Origin of the sequence: Idiomarina sp. PL1-037 (genome assembly GCF_034422975.1) — a bacterium.
In the GTDB taxonomy this organism is placed as follows: Bacteria; Pseudomonadota; Gammaproteobacteria; order Enterobacterales; family Alteromonadaceae; genus Idiomarina.
The window spans coordinates 232,789-252,657 of the sequence record NZ_CP139873.1; the positions used below are offsets into that span (position 1 = coordinate 232,789).

The 19,869-nt window shown below is 47.8% G+C and carries 16 protein-coding genes; 7 read left to right on the forward strand and 9 right to left on the reverse strand.

The window, feature by feature from the left end; translation table 11 throughout:
• Positions 1-40: 40 nt before the first annotated feature.
• The 3 genes from U0358_RS01025 to narL all read right to left on the reverse strand — a co-directional run bounded on the left by U0358_RS01025 (position 41) and on the right by narL (position 2,330).
• Positions 41-238 carry a YfhL family 4Fe-4S dicluster ferredoxin gene (locus tag U0358_RS01025; RefSeq protein ID WP_322406721.1) on the reverse strand — a complete coding sequence of 66 codons (198 nt, stop codon included), beginning with the start codon at positions 236-238 and terminating at the stop codon, positions 41-43.
• A complete protein-coding gene (gene yegQ, locus U0358_RS01030) occupies positions 235-1,533 on the reverse strand; it encodes a prephenate-dependent tRNA uridine(34) hydroxylase TrhP (RefSeq protein WP_317498116.1) in 1,299 nt (432 codons plus the stop codon). Before yegQ ends, U0358_RS01025 begins: the two co-directional genes overlap by 4 nt.
• A 137-nt stretch (positions 1,534-1,670) precedes the next feature.
• Complete coding sequence (narL, locus tag U0358_RS01035; RefSeq protein ID WP_317498117.1) at positions 1,671-2,330, reverse strand: two-component system response regulator NarL; 660 nt, start codon at positions 2,328-2,330, stop codon at positions 1,671-1,673.
• 248 nt (positions 2,331-2,578) lie between these two features.
• Here narL and U0358_RS01040 point away from each other — a divergent pair, with 248 nt between their 5' ends.
• Positions 2,579-3,883, forward strand: a complete 1,305-nt coding sequence (locus U0358_RS01040; protein ID WP_322406722.1) for an MFS transporter — start codon at positions 2,579-2,581, stop codon at positions 3,881-3,883.
• Positions 3,884-3,902: 19 nt separating this feature from the next.
• Here U0358_RS01040 and U0358_RS01045 read toward each other — a convergent pair whose 3' ends face one another.
• Together U0358_RS01045 and U0358_RS01050 are read right to left on the reverse strand one after the other, a co-directional pair.
• Positions 3,903-5,699 (reverse strand): ATP-binding protein, encoded by a 1,797-nt coding sequence (locus U0358_RS01045; protein ID WP_322406723.1) that lies wholly within the window; start codon positions 5,697-5,699, stop codon positions 3,903-3,905.
• Between the two features lie 193 nt (positions 5,700-5,892).
• Positions 5,893-8,133 carry a nitric-oxide reductase large subunit gene (locus tag U0358_RS01050; RefSeq protein WP_322406724.1) on the reverse strand — a complete coding sequence of 747 codons (2,241 nt, stop codon included), beginning with the start codon at positions 8,131-8,133 and terminating at the stop codon, positions 5,893-5,895.
• A 371-nt stretch (positions 8,134-8,504) separates the two neighbouring features.
• Here U0358_RS01050 and nrdG point away from each other — a divergent pair, with 371 nt between their 5' ends.
• The 3 genes from nrdG to nhaD all read left to right on the forward strand — a co-directional run bounded on the left by nrdG (position 8,505) and on the right by nhaD (position 12,444).
• Positions 8,505-8,978, forward strand: a complete 474-nt coding sequence (nrdG, locus tag U0358_RS01055; RefSeq protein ID WP_322406725.1) for an anaerobic ribonucleoside-triphosphate reductase activating protein — start codon at positions 8,505-8,507, stop codon at positions 8,976-8,978.
• Positions 8,979-8,980: 2 nt separating this feature from the next.
• The gene (gene nrdD / locus U0358_RS01060) at positions 8,981-10,819 is read left to right on the forward strand and encodes an anaerobic ribonucleoside-triphosphate reductase (protein WP_322406726.1); all 1,839 of its coding nucleotides are present in this window, start codon (positions 8,981-8,983) and stop codon (positions 10,817-10,819) included.
• 191 nt (positions 10,820-11,010) lie between these two features.
• Positions 11,011-12,444, forward strand: a complete 1,434-nt coding sequence (nhaD, locus tag U0358_RS01065; RefSeq protein WP_322406727.1) for a sodium:proton antiporter NhaD — start codon at positions 11,011-11,013, stop codon at positions 12,442-12,444.
• Between the two features lie 174 nt (positions 12,445-12,618).
• On the opposite strand, the gene hemN is transcribed toward nhaD, so the two are convergent.
• A complete protein-coding gene (gene hemN, locus U0358_RS01070; protein ID WP_322406728.1) occupies positions 12,619-13,980 on the reverse strand; it encodes an oxygen-independent coproporphyrinogen III oxidase in 1,362 nt (453 codons plus the stop codon).
• Between the two features lie 34 nt (positions 13,981-14,014).
• Complete coding sequence (ubiT, locus tag U0358_RS01075; RefSeq protein WP_322406729.1) at positions 14,015-14,512, reverse strand: ubiquinone anaerobic biosynthesis accessory factor UbiT; 498 nt, start codon at positions 14,510-14,512, stop codon at positions 14,015-14,017.
• Positions 14,513-14,603: 91 nt separating this feature from the next.
• On the opposite strand from ubiT, the gene ubiU reads away from it, so the two are divergent.
• From ubiU to U0358_RS01090, 3 genes are all read left to right on the forward strand, one after another.
• Complete coding sequence (gene ubiU, locus U0358_RS01080; RefSeq protein WP_322406730.1) at positions 14,604-15,596, forward strand: ubiquinone anaerobic biosynthesis protein UbiU; 993 nt, start codon at positions 14,604-14,606, stop codon at positions 15,594-15,596.
• A gap of 5 nt (positions 15,597-15,601) precedes the next feature.
• Positions 15,602-16,474, forward strand: a complete 873-nt coding sequence (locus U0358_RS01085) for a U32 family peptidase (RefSeq protein WP_322406731.1) — start codon at positions 15,602-15,604, stop codon at positions 16,472-16,474.
• A gap of 105 nt (positions 16,475-16,579) precedes the next feature.
• Positions 16,580-17,782 carry an NnrS family protein gene (locus U0358_RS01090; protein WP_322406732.1) on the forward strand — a complete coding sequence of 401 codons (1,203 nt, stop codon included), beginning with the start codon at positions 16,580-16,582 and terminating at the stop codon, positions 17,780-17,782.
• Here the strand turns inward: U0358_RS01090 and U0358_RS01095 are convergent.
• Together U0358_RS01095 and norR are read right to left on the reverse strand one after the other, a co-directional pair.
• A complete protein-coding gene (locus tag U0358_RS01095) occupies positions 17,779-18,171 on the reverse strand; it encodes a YbaN family protein (protein ID WP_317498129.1) in 393 nt (130 codons plus the stop codon). The genes U0358_RS01090 and U0358_RS01095 overlap by 4 nt on opposite strands.
• Positions 18,168-19,712: a nitric oxide reductase transcriptional regulator NorR gene (norR, locus tag U0358_RS01100; RefSeq protein ID WP_322406733.1), complete on the reverse strand. Its 1,545-nt coding sequence runs from the start codon at positions 19,710-19,712 to the stop codon at positions 18,168-18,170. Before norR ends, U0358_RS01095 begins: the two co-directional genes overlap by 4 nt.
• Between the last annotated feature and the right edge of the window lie 157 nt (positions 19,713-19,869).

Sequence of the window (19,869 nt, forward strand, 5' to 3'; positions counted from 1 at the left end):
CCCTCCAGCAAATTTATCTACCTCTAAAGAGAGATGAGAGTTACCCCTTATCTTGTAGAATATCGACAGCCTCTACCGGACATACCGCGTAGCAGTTTGGTGTATCGTAATAACCTTCACACTCTACGCACTTGTTCTGGTCTATCTCGTAAATGCTGTCGCCCATAGAAATAGCTTCGGTTGGGCATTCGGGTTCGCAAACATCACAGTTAATACAGCCATCGTTAATGACAATCATGCTACTTTCCTCACGGTTGCTTCTTTTATCAGAAAACAAAAAGGAACATCGTTTTTCTCTATGCTGACCGGCGTCTGCAGTTTCACTTGATAACCGGAACCGGGGGCGCGGATCATGGCCTCGTCTTTAAGTGACTCCATGTGTGTCAATTGAAACGGATAGTTGCCTTTGGGTGTCATCAGCAGCAGTTCATCTCCAATAGAAAAGCCATTTTTCACCTCAACTTCATACACGCTAGTGTCTGCAGTTGCTGCTGCCAGTTGCCCGACCAGAATATGCTCGCCTTCGCTGTGCGAACGTTCATAATTCTGTAAGTCTTGTGGCGTATGGCGTTGCAAAAAGCCTGCGGTGAAGCCCCGGTTTGCCATACCTTCCAGCTCACTAAGCAGTTCGTTATTAAAAGGCTTACCGGCCACGGCGTCGTCAATTGCGCGCCGATAAACCTGAGCGGTTCTGGCAATGTAATAGTCTGACTTGGTGCGACCTTCAATTTTTAAGGAATGCACACCCATTTCAACTAAGTCCTTTACGTATTCAACCGCGCGTAAATCCTTCGAGTTCATGATGTAGGAGCCGTGTATGTCTTCATCCAGCAACATCAAGTCCTGCGGACGCTTCGGGTCGCCGAGAAGTACCGGCTCATATTGACCCACAGCGTTTTCCTTTGCTTGGTGCACTTCATAACCCCAGCGACAGGCATTGGTGCAGGCACCCTGATTGGGGTCGCGCTTGTTCATATACCCAGAAAGCAGGCAGCGCCCGGAGTAGGCCATGCACAGTGCGCCGTGTACAAATACTTCAACTTCTATGTCCGGTACCTGCTTGCGCATTTCAGCAATTTCTTTGAGCCCCAGCTCGCGAGACAAAATTACCCGCTCAATGCCTTGTTGTTGCCAGAACTGAAGTGCCGCCCAGTTGACCGTGTTGGCTTGCACAGATAAGTGCAGAGGTTGCTCGGGAAAATATTGTTGCAGCAACATAACCACGCCGGGATCGGACACAATTAAGGCATCGGGCTTCATGTCGACAATGGTACAAATGTGCTCAACAAACCGGGCCAGTTTGGCATTGTGTGGCGCAATATTGACCACAACGTAAAAACGTTTTCCTTGCTGGTGAGCTTCGTTAATGCAATCGCCTAAATTCTCCAGGGTAAAGCTGTTATTGCGTACGCGCAGGCTATAGCGAGGTTCGCCGGCGTAGACGGCATCTGCACCGTAAGCAAACGCCATGCGCATAGCTTCGGGGCTGCCGGCAGGACAAAGTAACTCAGGACGGAAATTTGCGGCTGACATAAAACACCTGTATCACCAAACTAATGACGAAGAATAACAGAGTCAGGAAATTGGCAGGTTGACGCAAATCAAGGAGAGATAGCGAGGGTACATGTTGGCAAAGTACCCTCCCAGTCATGGACCGTTATTATCAGTCCTTATTGAGGCGTTTTATTACCCTGAAGGTTGACCATCCATACGGCGGCCTCAACCCGCGAGCGTAGTCCCAGTTTTTTCAATAAGTGCTTTACGTGCACTTTAACCGTGCCATCTGAAATATCCAGTTCGCGGGCAATGACTTTATTACTCATCCCTTTAGCAATTAAGCTTAAAATTTCGTGCTCGCGATTGGTTAAGTTACTTAACTGCGAAGTGGTGGACTGCGTTGGTTGGCGCAGGGCGGTCGCCAGTATTTCGGTAATAGCTTCGCTTAAAACCATTTTGCCGGTAACAGCGCGGTGAATCTGTTCCAGTAGCAGCTCTGGTTCCATGTCTTTTAGTAGATAACCGTCAGCACCATTAGTTATTGCCGCAACCACATCATCATCAGCATCACTCACTGTTAACATGATAATCCGCGAGGTGACTCCTGAATCGCGGAGTCTTTTCAGAGTCTCTATGCCATCCATACCCTGCATGTTCAAATCCAGAACAATTAAGTCAGGGTCGTGCTCAGCCGCTAACAGCAAGGCGTCCGGGCCATTACTGGCTTCTGCAATAACGGTCATATCATCTTCCATTGCAATCAACTGCTTTAGTCCTTTGCGCAGTAGCGGATGATCATCCACTAGCATAATGCTGGCCGCATCGGTTGTCATAGTATTCTCCCTTGTAAATTGAACCCGGTTAGTTTGACATAGCTTGTGTACAAATTCACCGCGGACAAGCACTACTTACACTTCTGAATAAAACTCTCCCCCTAAAGAGGTAGCTGCTTACCCAATAATAAACCCAAAACTAACTCTTGATGTGAGTTGTATCCAAACCCTCATAGTTGCACAGTCTTTACTCTGTGAATATGACAACAAATTGCAATGTTATGGGCAAAGCTTCGCAAGCGAATACAATGAGCGATATTCGCGATTACCTCGGTTCTCGCGCGCTTTCCCGTGGGTTAACACTGAGTGTGTTATTACTGGGTGTCACCTTTTGGGCAAGCTGGAGCGTTATTGTTGTATTGCTGGCCAAATCAAATCTCCATTTAAGCCCGGTTCAGTTGTTGTCATTAGTTGCTATTGCAGGCGCAAGCGGGGCTGTGTCCAAGCTGTTAGGAACGCTGCTGGCAAACGTCTTCGGACGGTGGATGCCTACAGTTATCGCTACTCTTATGCTGCTAATGAGTATTATCAGCTTTGTTCAATTTTCAGCTATGCAGCTGAGCTATTCGATATTGGTTGCTTTAGCTGCCGGCTCAGGCGTTGGCTGCATGATGTTTGCGCCCGCATTCGACTTAACCCGTCAGTCAAAGATCATGCTCCCCTTGCCGTTGTCCATGAGCCTGGTTATTGGCATGACGATATTCTCTCTGTTTTTAGCTCAGTTGGTTGTTCCTCTGCTGGCCACCTGGCCGCTGTCTTCGGTAGATTCCGCTCTTATACTTGAACGCAGTAGTGGTCACTTTTTTTCTCGCATTGAGGCAGGCCAGGTTATTCGGTTAAACAATTTCAGTTTTGTCTGGGCGATTCTTTTTGGCCTGACAGCCACTTTGAGCGCAGCCGCTGCTTTATTGTCAAACCACAAACAGTCATTACCCAAAGTTACCTTGAGAAAGCTGCTGACTCAAAATGGGCATGTCTGGTATTGCAGTATTTTGTACAACATGACGTTTGGCAGTTTTATCGGTTTTACTATGGCATTACCGCTGATGCTGGAATTTGTGTTCGGTTACAGCACCTTAATTCTGGTGTGGATGGGGCCTTTTGTTGCTTTGTTAGCCAGGCCTTTTGGACGTTGGCTGGCAACTATTTTTGGTGGCGCCCTGATAACGCAAATGAGTTTGCTATTGATGATGATATTTGGGGCTTTGGCTGGCCGCTATATGTACCTTGCTCAACATGGTGCCGCTGAACTCTACTTTGAGCCATTCTTCATCAGCATGCTAGGGCTGATTTTTACCAGTGCTTTAGGGAACGGCTCGGTCGTTGTCAGTATGACGAAAGTCTTTCCCAGAACTTATACTCACAGAGTGTTAATTTGGGCTGGCACTATCGCCATGCTGGGTGCGGTTTATTTGCCCTTGCGCTTCGCCTGGGCTATGCAGTCGCAAAGTATGGATACCGTTTATATCGATTTCATTGTCTTTTATGTTATCGGATTCTTGTTAAATGGCTTTGTCTATTTGCGTCGTCATGGCCAGTTTTATAACCCTTAAGGGCGGGTTGGGTATTTTTCTATTGCAGCAAGTAGTCCGGTGTAAAGGTAAAGCAAACTTCTGTACCACCGCTTTCCAGTCTTGAAATTGTTATTTCACCACCAAGGTTACGGCTGCGTTCCTGCATAATCGCTAACCCGTAATGATTAACCTTCTCCGCGTTTTCAGGCAAACCGATGCCATCGTCAGTGATCCTAAGTGCCACGTCCTGCCCACTGGGTTGCGACAGGCTAATGTGCACTTCCCTTCCCTGGCTATGATTTACCGCGTTCTGACTGGCTTCACGAATAATTTGCAGTAAATGGATCTCTTCATGAGGCACTAGAGGAATATTATTAAGGCGGTAATCCAGGTGAACAACCATATGACTTTGTTCGGTTAACTGCTTAACCGTCGTCTGCAATGCACTGTAAAGTCCTGAGCCATCAACTTTTAAGCGGAAAGTCGTGAGCAATTCCCGCAGCTGCCGGTAGGCTGAGTTTAGGCCCTCTCTCAGCTCGTTACTGACATCATCTATAGTGGCGCGATCGTTCTTCTCAATGCCTTTGTGTAGTCTCGTAACCTGAATTTTTAAGTAGGACAAAGCCTGCGCCAGTGAGTCGTGCAGCTCGCGGGCTATAACGGTACGCTCGTGCATTAGTGCCAGCCGGCGCACTTGCTCTTCTTCCGATTTCAGACTTTGCGATAAGGCAAGCTGGTCCGCTGTTGAACTCATCAATTGCTGTTGCCAGGTTGCCAGAGGCTGTTCTTGCTCGCAGCGAACAATGAGTACACCGTAGTTTTGATCTTCCCGTTTTAGCACAAAGCGGTACACCAGCTTGTCATCTATTACCGAAGCTCCTGGGCCAGCTTTAAGACAGCTGGCGCAGTTACCAGCTTCACAGGGGTCGTGTGAACTGGGGCGCGGTTGCAGTTGCAAAAATGGGCGATTGCCTTCTTCTGTTAACAGACACAACTCAATGTCGTCTACTTCGCCAATTTCGTACAGCTTTTCGATGACTTGCTGGTAATTATTGTAGTCATAACTGTGAACGATAATGGAGCGGGCGGTATCGTACAGAAAAGATAACACCTTGTTTTTGCGGGACAGTTCCTGAGTTTGTTGCTCTACCCGGCGCTCAAGGCCGCCATAAAAGTAGCTGACTGTCTCCGACATTTTGTTCATGGTGCGGGACAACTGGCCTATTTCATCTTCATTATCAATTTTTGACTTAGCGGTAAAGTCGCCCTGACCCAAACGCTTGGAAACTGCCAGCAGATGTCGAAGCGGTTGGTTGATCTTTCGTTTTAGCACGGTAAGTAAAAAGAAAAATATGGCAACGATAAAGAATGAGGCTAAAGCCAGTGAGCTACGAACCGTCTCCATTCGTCTTTCTGAATGCTCCTGCAGCCGGCCGACCAAAGTGTCGAGTTGATTCACATAGTTGTCTATAGCGTTACTTTGCTGCTCTGAAAAGCGAGCAAAATCTTGCTCTGCTATTTCCGAGTGCACCCGCTGCCATTCGGTTTTAGCGTCGTTGGCTAACTGCTGAATACTCCCGCCGGCTTTTACGAAGTGACGATGAAGAAGAGGCTGTTCCCAGAGTGTTTCTATTTCTTGTGCCGTTTTGCTGGCCTTAATATTCTTACCGGCGGATAGCAGTAATGCGAACTTGTAGGCTTTCATCCGGTGTGAGCCCGCAACGTTAATTAACTCCGCGTCCTGCTCTGATTTTTCCAAAAGCCAGAATGCAGATAGAGAAGAGGCGCTGGCAATAATCACGATAAGCGCAAGCGATACTCTGAAGACATTAATTATAGAAGCGTTGCGTATCATTCCGGGCGACGTCCTGAGTGAAAGTTCCGGCACATGATATAGCATTTCGAAAGAGGGGAACAAATAAGTGCGAATTAATCCATCACTTTATTGCGAGGGTGCTAGGGGGGCGGCTCATACATCTTCAAGTAAACTCCTCACAAAAGAAAAACCAAGCTTCCGCAACAATTGCAGAAGCTTGGTTTATTAAGGGTTAGTCAGACTTATGCTTTAAGCCTTTTACAACTTGCCAGCTGATGCCTAATGCACCCACGATGAAGACCATATCACCAACCGTACGGAACCAGCGTAGGTTCTGTAGCAGAGGCTGCTGCATAAAGGCTTCACTGCGTGCATACCACAAGCCTTCGCTGGCGGCGGCGTAGAACTGAATGAAACCGACCGGCAACAGGCTGGTGAAAAGCATGAGTGCTAAGCCAATGTTCATGGTCCAGAATGCCATTTTCATCAGTTTTTCATCGAACTGCAGGTTCGGGCGAATGTAGCGCAAAATTAACAGGACGAAACCAAGTGCCAGGAATCCGTACACACCAAATAAAGCTGCATGTGCGTGAGTTGGCGTAGTGTTCAAGCCTTGCACGTAGTACAGCGAAATAGGTGGGTTTATCATAAAGCCGAGTACACCCGCGCCCAGCATGTTCCAGAAGGCAACCGCAACGAAGCAAAGTAACGGCCACTTAATGCGTTGCATCCAGGTTGCTCGTTTTTGCAGGCTGTAGTTCTCCCAGGCTTCATAGCCCAGAACAATCAGTGGCACGACTTCTAATGCTGAGAACGTTGCACCCACGGCCATGACTGGAGTGGTTGTACCGGCAAAATACAAGTGGTGGAACGTACCTGGTACACCACCGAGCATAAACAGCGACGCGGAAGCTAACGCAGCGACGGTTGCCATGCGACGGGAAACCAAGCCCATGCTGTGGAAAATAAAGGCCAGTGAGGCAGTTGCGAACACTTCGAAGAAGCCTTCTACCCAAAGGTGAACAATCCACCAGCGCCAGTATTCCATAATAGAAATATGAGTACGCTCGCCGTAGAAGAAGCCGGCACCGTAGAACAGGCCAATGGCAACAACCGAAGCGGTAAATAACGCCAGTAAGTTTTTATCACCTTTCACTTTAAATGCGCCGACAACACAACGCATCATCAGAACCAGCCAGAAAACGATACCCAGGAACTTACCAATTTGCCATAGGCGACCTAAGTCGACGTATTCGTAACCCTGGTGACCTAACCAGAAGTTCAGGTGTGCAGGCATAATTTGCGCAATGGCTAACCAGTTGCCAATAAAGGTACCTGCAACAACTAACACCAATGCCCAGAACAGGATATCGACACCCAGTTTCTGATACTTGGGATCTTTACCGCCATTAATAATCGGCGCAAGAAAGAGGCCTGCAGCCAGGAACCCAGTGGCAATCCAGAACATGGCAGCCTGAATGTGCCAGGTACGGGTTAGTGAGTAGGGGAACCACTCGGAAATATTAATGCCGTAGAATTCCTGTCCCTCTACTGTGTAGTGTGCGGTTAATCCACCCAGTAAAACTTGTAGCGAGAACAGCGCAACCACAATAAACAGGTATTTACCTAAGGCTTTTTGTGAGGGCGTGAGCTTAATTTTGGCTATGGGATCATGCTCTGGCGCAACAGGGTCTTCTTCGTCGTGTTGACGTAAAAACGCCCATGCCCAGATTAAGAAGCCGACACCGGCAATTAAGAGAATCACACTGACAATTGACCAGATAATATTCTCCGCGCTAGGCACGTTATCTATCAAGGTTTCATGTGGCCAGTTGTTGGTATAAGTAATATCTGAGTCAAAACGTTCTGTCGACGCGGCCCAGGCTGTCCAGAAGAAAAAGTCGTTCATTACCGCACGACGCGCTTCTGAAGGAAGCGTATTTTCTTTCATGGCGTAGCTGACGCGGGTAGGGCGCAGCTCCGGGTCATCGCTGAACAGCTTTGAGTAATACTCGCCGGTCTGCTCAATAGCCTGAATGCGTCGCTCACTGAGAATAACGGTATCTGAAGCTTTATCGTAAGTATTGGTCCGATACTCTTCTTTCAGCTCGTATTCCAGTTGATTTTGCTGCGATCCCTCAAGCTGTTCGTAGGGTTTGCCAAAGACTTCGTTCGCGCGAATGTCCAACCAGGCAATAAGTTCGCGGTGTAACCAGTCAGCTGTCCAGTCGGGCGCCTGGTAAGCACCGTGCCCCCAAATGGAACCCAGTTGCATGCCACCAACAGACTGCCAGGCGGTTTGCCCGTCTAAAACAGACTCTTCGGTTGCAATGACTTTGCCATTGGTACTCATGAACTTATCCGGAATAGGCGGAGCCTCACGGTAAACTTCTGTTCCGAAGTACCCTAAAAGTCCAAAGGTAATTGCGAGAACCGCAATTAGCGTCCACCAAAGCTTACGATAACCGGCCATAATTGACCTCCTTGATGCTGAACAGCTTCATATTGTTACTCCATAGGTTTATGAGCAGAGAATTTTGATTAATTCGCTATGCATTCACCTAAGTGCAATATTGAGGCCATAGTTTAATTTACTGATAAATAATGGATTTAATTTCAAAAGGGTATTTATAACTTAAGTTTATTAGGTTGTTTTTACTTTTATGGTCAAAAGTACCCGAAAGGTTATTTCTACCCTTTAATGGGTATCTCTTTAAGGCTCCTGTCATTTTTTTCTTCTTGCTTAAATCTTGAGCGTGATCAATGCACCCGAAACAGACTTAACTATGCTGAAGCACAATATGTAGTGATTATTTTTATATTAATAACAATATATGGTGTTTTATGGCGGTTTACCCTACAAGGCTACATTACAGTGCAGAGCAAATTGTCTGGCAGGAAGTTCCGGGAGAAGTGACTTTAGCTTACACCATTACGGGCTGCCCGGTGGGGTGCAAAGGTTGCCATAGTGTGGATAGCTGGCCGGTGGGAAGTGGCTCATCTCTAACCCAGGAGCATCTGGCACAGCAGCTGCAAAAATACCGTGGATTAATAACCTGTGTTTTATTTCTGGGCGGCGAATGGCAGCCCACAGCACTACTGAAACTATTAAAGCAAATACGAAACGAAGGGCTGGAGACCTGCCTGTATACAGGCTATGAAAGCGTCTCTATATCCCTTCGCGAACAACTGACTTATTTAAAAACAGGGCCGTGGATAGCTGCCCGGGGCGGGCTGGAAAGCCCAACCACCAACCAACGCTTTTATGACTTACGGACATTGCAGCTATTGAACTGCGAGTTTCAAACAGGAGAATAATTATGTTGCGCTTAAACGAAGAACAAGTCACTGGCAAAGTCGATTTCATTCACGAGTATCTGCATGCTCAAAACGCGGCCGATGGCTCGAAAATGGATGCAAACGCCAACGTCACACAAAAGAATATAGCAACGCTTGAAGCCGAGTTAATGAAGGACTTTTTTGTGCAGGTTAACCGCAAACAGGTCAGTAATAAAATTAGCGAACTCTTCGGTAATGATCTGGCGAAAGAGTACGTTCGACAAATTGAAGATCATGAAATATACGTACATGACGAAACCAGCCTGAAACCTTACTGTGTTTCAGTCACCATGTATCCGTTTTTACGTGACGGTTTAACTAGGCTGGGTGGCGAGTCTCAGGCACCTAAGCATCTGGAATCTTTCTGCGGTACTTTTGTGAACTTTGTTTTTGCCGTGAGTTCGCAGTTTGCCGGGGCTGTTGCTACGGTCGAGTTTCTAACCTACTTCGACTACTTTGCCCGCAAAGACTACGGTTACGACTATTTGAATACGCATCGTCACCAAATTGAAAACCACCTGCAGCACGTGGTCTATGCGCTGAATCAGCCTGCGGCGGCCCGCGGCTACCAGAGTGTATTCTGGAATATTTCCATTTACGACCAGCATTACTTTGACAGTATGTTTGGCGAGTTTGTTTTCCCTGCGGACTTTACCAAACCTGAGTGGAGTTCGGTTAGCGCATTACAGGACTTCTTCCTGGACTGGTTTAATAAGGAACGTGAAAAAACGATATTGACCTTCCCGGTGGTGACTGTGGCCATGTTAACTGACAACGGTCAGTGCAAAGATCAGGCATTTGCCGAAAAAATAGCCGGGGAAATGGCAAATGGCAACTCCTTCTTTGTTTACTTATCTGACAATGCCGACTCGTTAGCGTCCTGTTGCCGACTACGCAGTGAAATTAGCGACAATACCTTTTCTTATACCCTGGGTGCCGGTGGTGTTGCGACAGGCTCTATTAATGTCATTACCATGAACATGAACCGTTTGGTGCAGGATGGCAGAGATTTAGAGGAAGAAGTCCGCAAAATCCACAAATATCAGGTGGCTTACAGAAAACTGATGGAAGAATACAAGGAAGCGGGTCTGTTAACGGTCTATGACGCCGGCTTTATTACCATGGACAAGCAGTTTTTGACTATTGGTATTAACGGCATGGTTGAAGCGGCGGAATCGCAGGGGATTACTGCAGGTAACAACCAGGCCTATAAAGATTTTGTGCAAAGCCATTTAAAAGTCATTTATGACGCAAACAAGGCCGCTAAAAAAGAATACGGGTACATGTTCAACACAGAGTTTGTGCCAGCAGAAAACCTGGGCGTGAAGAACGCCAAGTGGGATCGATCTGACGGTTATAAAGTGAGCCGTGACTGCTACAACTCCTACTTCTATGCCGTAGAAGACGAAGACGCCAATGCACTGGATAAACTGGTTCTTCACGGAAAAGAATTGATTGAATACCTGGATGGCGGTTCGGCATTGCATTTGAACCTTGATGAAAAGCTCAATACCTCTGGGTATTTGTCCTTACTGAACATTGCGGCGAAAACGGGCTGTAATTACTTTTGCATTAACGTCAAAATTACCATTTGTAATGCCTGTGAGCAGATTGATAAACGCACCTTAAGCGAATGTTCCAGCTGTGGCTCTGAAGACATTGATTACGGAACCCGGGTGATTGGTTACTTAAAACGAGTGTCTGCTTTTAGTGCAGGCCGTCGAAAAGAGCACCATTTGCGTCATTATCATCGCAAGCAGCCTGCAGAGGTTGCTGTGGGTGCGGCACAATCCAATAGGGTATTTCGCAGAGCTAGCTAAAGTGGCACAAAATGCTGACAGAGAGGGATGAGTTTTCCCTCTTTCTGTAGCTCTCAAAATTCGAGTTTTGTGGTAATCTCCGCGCGAAAATTCCTGCCGGAATAATCAACCATTTTCATTCTTAACCACCAACCAACTAGGAGAGTTGGTGCAGTTTATATTTTGGTTCTGAACTGCACTGAAAAAACGCTATGAAAAGATTACTGTTTACCGTCATTTCGCTGCTGTTTTCGGTATCAGTACTGGCTGCAGAACCCTCTGCTGACCGTATCGATCTCACCTCATCGACCGTTGGTTACGCTGCCATCGTCATTTTTATTCTTGCTTATATTTTAGTGATGGGTGAAGAGAAACTGCACATGAGAAAATCCAAGCCTGTGCTGGTAGCGGCAGGAGTTATATGGATACTCATAGGGTTTGTTTACACTGGCGACAACGCCGCCCTCGCCGAAGAAGCCTTCCGGGAAAATTTATTAAAATTTGCGGAGCTGATGTTGTTTTTGCTGGTGGCAATGACCTACATCAATGCTCTGGAAGAGCGGCGTTTGTTCGATGCGCTCAGCGCCTGGTTGATGAAAAAGGGCTTCACTTATAGAAAGCTCTTCTGGATAACCGGGTTTTTAGCGTTTTTCATTTCGCCTATTGCGGACAACCTGACCACCGCTCTGTTAATGTCGGCTGTGGTCATGAAAGTTGCCGAGGGCAATAAAAAGTTTGTCGCGCTTTGCTGCTCCAGCATTGTTATAGCCGTGAATGCTGCCGGCGCGTATAGCCCATTTGGTGATATAACCACACTTATGGTTTGGCAGTCCGGCAAGGTAGAGTTTACTGAGTTCTTACAGCTGGTTGTGCCTGCATTGGTGAACTACTTAATACCCGCAGTTATCATGAGCCTCTTTATTGAGAAAAAAAGCCCGACAACATTACATACAGAAGTGGAACTTAAGCGCGGAGCCTTGCGCATTACGCTCTTGTTCTTATTAACAGTCGCAACCGCCGTTGCATGTCACATTTGGCTGCATTTACCGCCGGTGCTCGGAATGATGATGGGGCTGGGCTACTTACAGTTCTTCGGCTACTTCCTGCGTATGACCCTGCCGGGTTCGCTGGCGCGCAAACGGGCAATGGCAGAACGCGAGGGCGACCAAAAACGCCTGCAACAACTTGGTGGTGTCGTGCCATTCGATGTATTCAGCCGGGTTTCCCGTGCCGAGTGGGACACCTTGCTGTTTTTCTACGGCATCGTCTTATGCGTTGGTGGTTTAGGCTTTATGGGTTACTTAGGTTTACTGTCCGAGTCTCTTTATGGTGGTTTAGACCCAACCATAGCAAACAGTATTCTTGGCGTGGTCTCCGCTCTTGTAGATAACATTCCGGTGATGTTCGCGGTACTGTCCATGGACCCTGAAATGTCCACCGGACACTGGCTGCTCATAACCCTGGCCTGCTGTACCGGCGGCAGCCTGCTTTCTATCGGCTCCGCCTCAGGCGTTGCCTTAATGGGACAAGCCAGAGGTTACTACACCTTTATGTCGCATCTAAAATGGACACCGGTAATAGCAATAGGTTACGCAGCCAGCATCCTGCTACACCTATGGCTAAACCAAGCCACCTTCCTCAGCTAGCGGGGAGGGGGAAAGAACTCTCTTGCGGTTAAGGTTTCCGGCTCAGAGAGACGCCTGCAAGTACGTCCCTGTAAGGCTTGGATGGCGCCACCCAAGCCCCCATGGAGGGGTTCACGGCGTCTTTCTTATCAGCTCTCCAAGCGTAACCGAGGCCGGGTTACCGCCCCCAGCCAGCTAAACGACTTTGGAGTAGCGGTTTTGGCCGTGGTCTAGGTATTCGTCGAAACAGGCGCAGATGCTGCGAACCCAGAGGCGACCTAAGTCAGTGACGCGGAGCTTTTTGTCGGAAACGTCGACTAAGCCGTCTTCAATGAATGGCTTTAGTAGCGGTATGGCTTCGGCGAAATGAGCCCAAAAATCGTCCAGATCCCACTCTGCTTTAAAAGCTTCTATATCAAGCTCGAAATGGCAAATAACCTGAGAAATTAATGCGGCACGCAGCTTGTCTTCATCGTTTAACGCCATGCTTTTTATTATGGGCTTTTGTCCGTTATCTATCATTTTGTAGTAAGCCGGTAGCTCTTTTTCGTGTTGCCACAGCACACCGTTTACCTGGCTAATTGATGAAACACCTAAGCCCAGCAGTGCGTCCTGACCGTCGGTGGTGTAGCCCTGGAAGTTACGCTGCAAGCGACCTTCGCGCTGGGCTATGGCAAGACCGTCGTCTTTTTTTGCAAAATGGTCCATGCCGATAAATTGATAACCGGCGTTATTCAGTTGAGTAATGGCTTGTTCCAGCAGGCTCAACTTAACCGACGGCTGTGGAATGGATTCTTCCGGTATTTTTTTCTGCCCGGCGAAACGCTGGGGTAAATGGGCGTAGCTAAACACCGAAATGCGATCGGGATCCATTTCAATGACTTGCTCAATAGACTTCTTAAAGGTTTCCGGGCGCTGGTAAGGCAGGCCGTAAATAAGGTCTAAGTTAATTGACTCAAAGCCTAATTCTTTACTGAGTTTTAGCTGATGCGCAATAAGCTCAATATCCTGTACGCGATTGATCGCAATTTGAACTTTCTTGTCGAAGTCCTGTACCCCATAACTGACACGGTTAAAACCTAAATCGCGTAAATGGCGAAGCTTTTCGTCGCTGCAGCTGCGCGGGTCAATCTCTATGCTGACCTCAGGATTATCCGCGAAGGTAAAATGCTGATTAACCAGTTCCATTAGGCGGGTCAGTTGCTGTTCGGTCAAAAAGGTCGGGGTGCCACCGCCTAAGTGAATCTGGCGGATCTTCTTGTCCTTTACCATAGGCTGATACATCGCCATTTCGCGGGCGAGATAATCCAGGTACTTATCGGCTTTATGCTGGTGGCGGGTAACAACTTTATTGCAACCACAGTAATAGCAAAGCTTGTGGCAGAAAGGTAAGTGCAAATACAGACACAGTCCGTCATTTGCGTTTTTCAGCGCGGCTTCTATGCGGCTCTCTGAAAATTGTTCGGAAAGCATTAACGCTGTGGGATAAGACGTATAACGAGGCCCATTAATATTGTATTTTTCTATTAACTCTTTATCCCAGGTAACTGTACTCATAACCACCTCTTGACCCCAGTCAAAAACTATTTAATTAACTTATCTGTATTGTTTCACCTTTTTCTTTATAAATAAAATCACTAAAGCGCTCTCCTATTAAATATAAGGCCCTTGGTAGCTTTTGATTTACCTCAATAGTGTCTAAGAAGTTTTTTAAATGTAACCCTAATTCGGTATTGCCTTTCACCATTAGTTTTCGATTAAAGAATAGTGTATCAGGGTCAACCTTTCCGTAAATCAGTAAAAGCAGTGCGTCAGCGTCTGATGATAGCTGTACGTCTGCTTCTACTGGGCCCTTAAGGGATTTCAGTTGATTTCCTTTTAACGTCAAAAATAGAGATAAATCAATGTCTTTGACCTTTATCTCTATTATGTTTCCGGAAATAAAATTAAGCTCTCCTGAAAAAATTTCTTCTTTAAATAAAAGGTTTAATAACTTTTCAGATCCAAAGTTAATAAATTGAGACGGAATTAATTTATTTATTGGGCGAATTAATTTAGGTATAGAAGATACCCAATTGGTGGTATTCATGTTTTTCTCCGTTTGCAACAAAAAATAAAATTTCGAGCACTATAATGAATTAATAATTAGTGCGCTACAAAATATTAAATAGAGGTTTTAAATGGAATTGCTGTGTCCGGCCGGAAGTATCCCTGCATTAAAAGCGGCTATAGAAAATGGTGCCGATGCGGTCTATGTGGGACTAAAAGATGAAACCAATGCGCGTCATTTTGCAGGTTTAAATTTAAACCAGATGAAGCTATCGGAAGCAGCGGACTATGTACACAAGCATGGGCGTAAACTGCACGTTGCCATTAATACCTTCGCGCATGCCAACAGGTGGGAGAAATGGCGTCAGGCGGTTGATGATGCTGTGCTGGCGGGTGCCGACGTGCTGATTATCGCTGACTTAGCTGTATTGGCTTACGCCGCCGAAAGATACCCGAAAGTAGAACGGCATTTATCGGTACAGGCCTCTGCAACCAACGCCGGAGCCATTCGATTCTACCAGCAGTTTGGCGTGTCGCGGGTGGTCTTGCCCCGAGTGCTGTCTATGCAGCAGGTGCGGGCACTGGCGCGTACGACGGATGTCGAGCTGGAGGTATTTGCTTTTGGTAGCCTCTGCATTATGGCGGAAGGGCGTTGCTACTTAAGTTCTTATCTGACCGGTGAGTCACCCAATACAGCAGGTGCCTGCTCGCCTGCAGCTTTTGTCGAGTGGGACGAACAGGACAACAAACTGGAATCTCGACTTAACGGTGTGCTTATCGACCGTTTTGATGAAAACGAGAAGGCCGGTTATCCCACCTTGTGCAAGGGGCGTTTCTCGGTTGATGATGAAATCTACAATGTGCTGGAAGAAACCACCAGCCTGAACACTTTAAGCTTGTTGCCGCAACTTTATAAAGAAGGCATTGCTTCGTTGAAAATTGAAGGACGGCAACGGAGTCCGGCTTATGTGGCGCAAATTACCCGGGTGTGGCGTCAGGCTATCGATACGGTCATGGCAGATCCCGACAACTTTGAAGTAGTGGATAACTGGAACTCAGTTCTGTCATCACTCTCTGAGGGCAGTCAAACGACGCTCGGCGCGTACCACCGGAAATGGAAGTAACCAACATGAAGTTTTCATTAGGACCTATTCTGTATTTTTGGCCGAAACAGCAAGTTTTTGATTTTTACCAGCAAGCCGCGGAATCAGATGTTGACCATGTGTATCTGGGCGAAACCGTTTGCAGTAAGCGTCGTGAGTTAAAGCTGGATGACTATCTGGCGATAGCGCAGATGCTAAGAGAAGCCGGGAAAAAAGTAACGCTGTCGACAATGACTCTACTAGAGGCTCCGGCTGAACTAAGGGAGCTGGGTAAATATTGCGATAATGGCGAGTTTGATGTCGAAGCCAATGATGTCTGCGCTATTAACTTATTGCAGGAGCAGGGGCTGAACTTCACCGCCGGGCCGGCCATTAATATTTATAATCACCAGAGCCTGCGCCGTCTCATTGATATGGGCATGACTCGCTGGGTGGTTCCGTTTGAACTTTCCCGCGACTGGCTGCAGGACGTTTTACAGCACAACCTTATCGACACCGTGAGGGACTGCTTTGACGTGGAAGTTTTCTCCTTTGGTCATATACCTTTGGCCTGGTCTGGTCGCTGCTTTACTGCCCGCTCGGAGAACCGCCCGAAAGATCAGTGCGAGCTGTGTTGCATAAAGTACCCGGAAGGCCGTGAGGTGAAAAGCCAGGAAGGTCAGCAGGTGTTTGTGCTTAATGGTATTCAGACGCAATCGGGTACCCGTTATAACCTGATAAACCAGTTACCGGGTATGAATGGCCTGGTCGATATTGTGCGCATTAGTCCGCAACCTGAGGGAACTTTCGATTGGCTACAACGCTTTCGCAGTAATATCAATGGGGAACACCCCGTGACCCTGACAAGCAAAGAGAACAATGGCTATTGGTTACAACTGGCGGGTTTAGCGACAGGCTAGAATCTCTAAATAGGTATTAACTGACTTTTAGTGGTAGAGCGTCGATCTTCGTCAAAATAAAAGGTATATTAAAAATGTATCTTTTATTAATAAGCGGTGACAGTGATGCAAATCACAGACAGACAAAAAGAAGAGCAGTTAACTCCTATTCTGCGGCAGGCGTTTCGGCCACTGTTCCTTTTAGGGGCTGGGTTTAGCGCCATAGCGATGCTGCTGTGGGGGTTAGCACTTGGTGGAAAGCTCAGTTTGCCTGTATACGGCAACATTATGTTCTGGCACAGCCATGAAATGATATTTGGCTTTGTTATTGCCATAGTCCTGGGTTTTTTATTAACTGCGGTGCAGAACTGGACCGGACTTAGGGCACCACATGGCAAGACTCTGCTTATCCTGACCGTTTTATGGGCAGCCGCCAGGCTAATGTTGCTGTTGGGCGGTGAACTGCCCTGGTGGTTGGTTGCAGCCATGGATGTCAGTCTCTTACCTGTTGCCGCGTTGCTGTTCGGGCGTATGGTGTTAAAAGTAAATCAGACCCGGAATTTATTCTTTGTGCCCATTTTGCTGTTGCTGACGGTGTGCAACTTGCTTATGCACTACGGCTTACACTTTGGTCACTATCATATTCAGGTGCTTGGTGCTTACAACGCAGTATTTCTGGTGACCTTGTTAATGGCTATTATTGGCGGACGAGTGCTGCCAATGTTTACTGCCAACGGTACTCAAACGCCCAAAGTAACGCCAATTGTCTGGCTTGATCGCATCGCCTTAGGCAGCTTGTGGCTTATCTTTGCTGTGCACTTTCTGAATCTGCACACGCTGTTACCTAACCAGATAATGGTCGTTTTATTTGGTGTTTCAGCGGTGGCTACCGGTGTAAGAGTTGCGCGCTGGAAAATCTGGATAACCTGGAGAGTACCGCTGCTTTGGTCATTGCATTTAGCTTACTGGTTTATTCCGGTTGGGCTGGCCTTATTTGCATTGCGTTACGCGGGCTTTGACCTGACTCAGAGTGTTGCGCTGCATGCCTTAACCGCCGGAGCTATGGGGAATATGATCCTCAGCATGATAGCGCGCGTTTCGCTAGGCCATAGTGGGCGTCCGTTGCAACCCAAACTGATAATGAACGGCGCATTTTTACTGGTATTAATAGCCGCATTAACTCGGGTCTTCTTAATCTGGCTGGCTCCTGATTTAGCCAGCCAGTGGTTAATGTTTAGCGCTATAGCCTGGACAATGGCTTATGGTATTTATGTGGTGGTTTATTTTAAGGTTCTGACAACCCCCCGCGCCGACGGTAACCCAGGTTAAGTCTCTTGCGGAGAGTGGTCGGGGCGCGTAGCCAGCCAGCACCCGACCACAACCAGAACAACCCCGACAATTGCTTTTAACCACACCGGAACCTGCGGAACAAATAACCATAGCACCAGGTACCCGGTTGCCATCATGACTAAGGCGATTATCTTAGAGCGGCGTTTAATGACCCGGTGTTCGCGCCAGGCTTTTATGTCCGGGCCGTATTTAGGGTGGTTAAGCAGCCAGGCTTCAAGCCGGGGCCAGCCTTTGCTAGCAGCCCACAATGCAGCAATGAGAAAAGGTACTGTGGGCATTACCGGCAGGGCAATGCCAATAAGTCCAAGCAATACAAAAAATAGCGCCAGAGCGCGCCACAATAACCGAATTAACAGCTCCCGCGTCACGACTTCATTCCTAATCGGCTGGCCATTTTGTGCAGGTTACTGGCATCCAGCTGCAGGTCTTTAGCGGCCTGACTCCAGCTGTTGTTATGACGGCTCAAAGCCGCTTCTATCATCTTACGCTGAGTATAATTTACCGCTTCTTTCATCGACACGTTAGCCGGAGGTAAGCTGGTTCCTGCGGAGTTTTTTCCAGAGTCGGTGGTGGCTGACAAAGGCAGTTGCACATCCAGATCCAGCATGTCGGGTTCAATGGTGGCAATATCGGTTTTTTCCACACCGTGGCTAAGCAGCTTAATAGCGGCCCGGCTTATAACATGTTCCAGTTCACGCACATTACCCGGCCACTGGTATTGCTGTATGGCAAGCTCAGCCTCCGGCGATAAGCGCAAAGCCCGCAACCCCAGACGAGCCCGGTTTAGCTCGAGAAAATGTCCGGCCAGAATAGACACATCGTCACCGCGCTCACGTAATGGCGGAATTGGCAAAGGATAAACCGAAAGGCGGTGGTATAAATCGGCGCGGAAAGTTTCATTACTGACTTGCTGGCGCAGATTTCGGTTGGTGGCGGCTATAAGGCGAACATCTACTTTTCGGTATTTGTCAGAGCCTAAACGCTGAATTTCACCGTTTTGCAGTACTCGCAACAATTTAGCCTGTATGGATAGTGGCAGCTCGCCAACTTCATCCAGAAACAGCGTACCGCCGTGCGCCACTTCAAAGCGTCCTGAACGGTCGCTGGTTGCGCCGGAAAACGCCCCTTTTACGTGTCCAAAAAGCTCGCTTTCTGCAAGTGACTCGGGCAGAGCCGCGCAATTTACATAAATAAGGGGTTTGTCGCTGCGCTGTGAGAGCAAGTGCAGTTCACGGGCAAACAGCTCTTTACCGACACCGGTCTCGCCCAGCAGCAACACGGGTAAATCGGCACTGGCAACTACCCGCAGTTCTTTGAGCACACTTTCAATGGCGTTGCTGTGCCCGATAATTTCCGACTCGTTTCTTTCTGTGGTTCCGGATTTTGGCATAGTGCGCTGCTGGCCTTGTCGCAGAGCCCTGACGTTTTGCTCCAGCTGACCAATGCGAACGGCGGTCTCAACGAACAAGCTAAACTTTTGCAGTTCAATCATTGAGTTGTCGGTAAATGTGCCGGGTTGCAGTGCGTCTAAGGTCAGTACACCCCAGCACTTATTTTCCAGATACAAACTCATACCCATGCAGTCGTGAACGGGTAGCGCATTACCTGGCTGCTCAGCGAGCAGTCCGTCGTAGGGGTCTGGTAATGAAGAGTCGTGCTCAAACCGCACTGGGTTGCGAGAAGCCAGCAATGCCGCTAACCGGGGATGCTGTGCCACAACAAAGCGGCGGCCCAGAGCTTCGCGTACCAGCCCCTGAATAGCAACCGGTTGCAGCACTTCATTATCCAGCTTCAATAAAACCACTGCACCGCAGTTGAAGTGGCTGCGCAAGGTGTTGACCAAATTTTGTAAACGGACCGCTGCAGGCTGCTCGGTAAGCAGGTCTGCTAATAGACTTTCTTGCAACATGGTTAAATTGACTGCCCAGGTTAAAAATACCCTTCTTGGTTGGGTTGATAGTACCGCGGCACCCCGGAGAGTCAATAATCCTAACGGGGTAGGAGCTGGCCTGTTTGTTGCAATCCTTACTGGAGTAAGAAACTTTATTTAGCAAACAGGAGTGACC

What these genes read in the sequence shown, in the direction of transcription:
- hemN (WP_322406728.1), bottom strand. Translation starts at nt 13,980, where the DNA reads ATGAGTACAGTTACCTGGGATAAAGAGTTAATAGAAAAATACAATATT.
- U0358_RS01040 (WP_322406722.1), top strand. Translation starts at nt 2,579, where the DNA reads ATGAGCGATATTCGCGATTACCTCGGTTCTCGCGCGCTTTCCCGTGGG.
- U0358_RS01085 (WP_322406731.1), top strand. Translation starts at nt 15,602, where the DNA reads ATGAAGTTTTCATTAGGACCTATTCTGTATTTTTGGCCGAAACAGCAA.
- nhaD (WP_322406727.1), top strand. Translation starts at nt 11,011, where the DNA reads ATGAAAAGATTACTGTTTACCGTCATTTCGCTGCTGTTTTCGGTATCA.
- norR (WP_322406733.1), bottom strand. Translation starts at nt 19,712, where the DNA reads ATGTTGCAAGAAAGTCTATTAGCAGACCTGCTTACCGAGCAGCCTGCA.
- U0358_RS01050 (WP_322406724.1), bottom strand. Translation starts at nt 8,133, where the DNA reads ATGGCCGGTTATCGTAAGCTTTGGTGGACGCTAATTGCGGTTCTCGCA.
- ubiT (WP_322406729.1), bottom strand. Translation starts at nt 14,512, where the DNA reads ATGAATACCACCAATTGGGTATCTTCTATACCTAAATTAATTCGCCCA.
- nrdG (WP_322406725.1), top strand. Translation starts at nt 8,505, where the DNA reads ATGGCGGTTTACCCTACAAGGCTACATTACAGTGCAGAGCAAATTGTC.
- nrdD (WP_322406726.1), top strand. Translation starts at nt 8,981, where the DNA reads ATGTTGCGCTTAAACGAAGAACAAGTCACTGGCAAAGTCGATTTCATT.
- yegQ (WP_317498116.1), bottom strand. Translation starts at nt 1,533, where the DNA reads ATGTCAGCCGCAAATTTCCGTCCTGAGTTACTTTGTCCTGCCGGCAGC.
- narL (WP_317498117.1), bottom strand. Translation starts at nt 2,330, where the DNA reads ATGACAACCGATGCGGCCAGCATTATGCTAGTGGATGATCATCCGCTA.
- U0358_RS01045 (WP_322406723.1), bottom strand. Translation starts at nt 5,699, where the DNA reads ATGATACGCAACGCTTCTATAATTAATGTCTTCAGAGTATCGCTTGCG.
- ubiU (WP_322406730.1), top strand. Translation starts at nt 14,604, where the DNA reads ATGGAATTGCTGTGTCCGGCCGGAAGTATCCCTGCATTAAAAGCGGCT.
- U0358_RS01090 (WP_322406732.1), top strand. Translation starts at nt 16,580, where the DNA reads ATGCAAATCACAGACAGACAAAAAGAAGAGCAGTTAACTCCTATTCTG.
- U0358_RS01025 (WP_322406721.1), bottom strand. Translation starts at nt 238, where the DNA reads ATGATTGTCATTAACGATGGCTGTATTAACTGTGATGTTTGCGAACCC.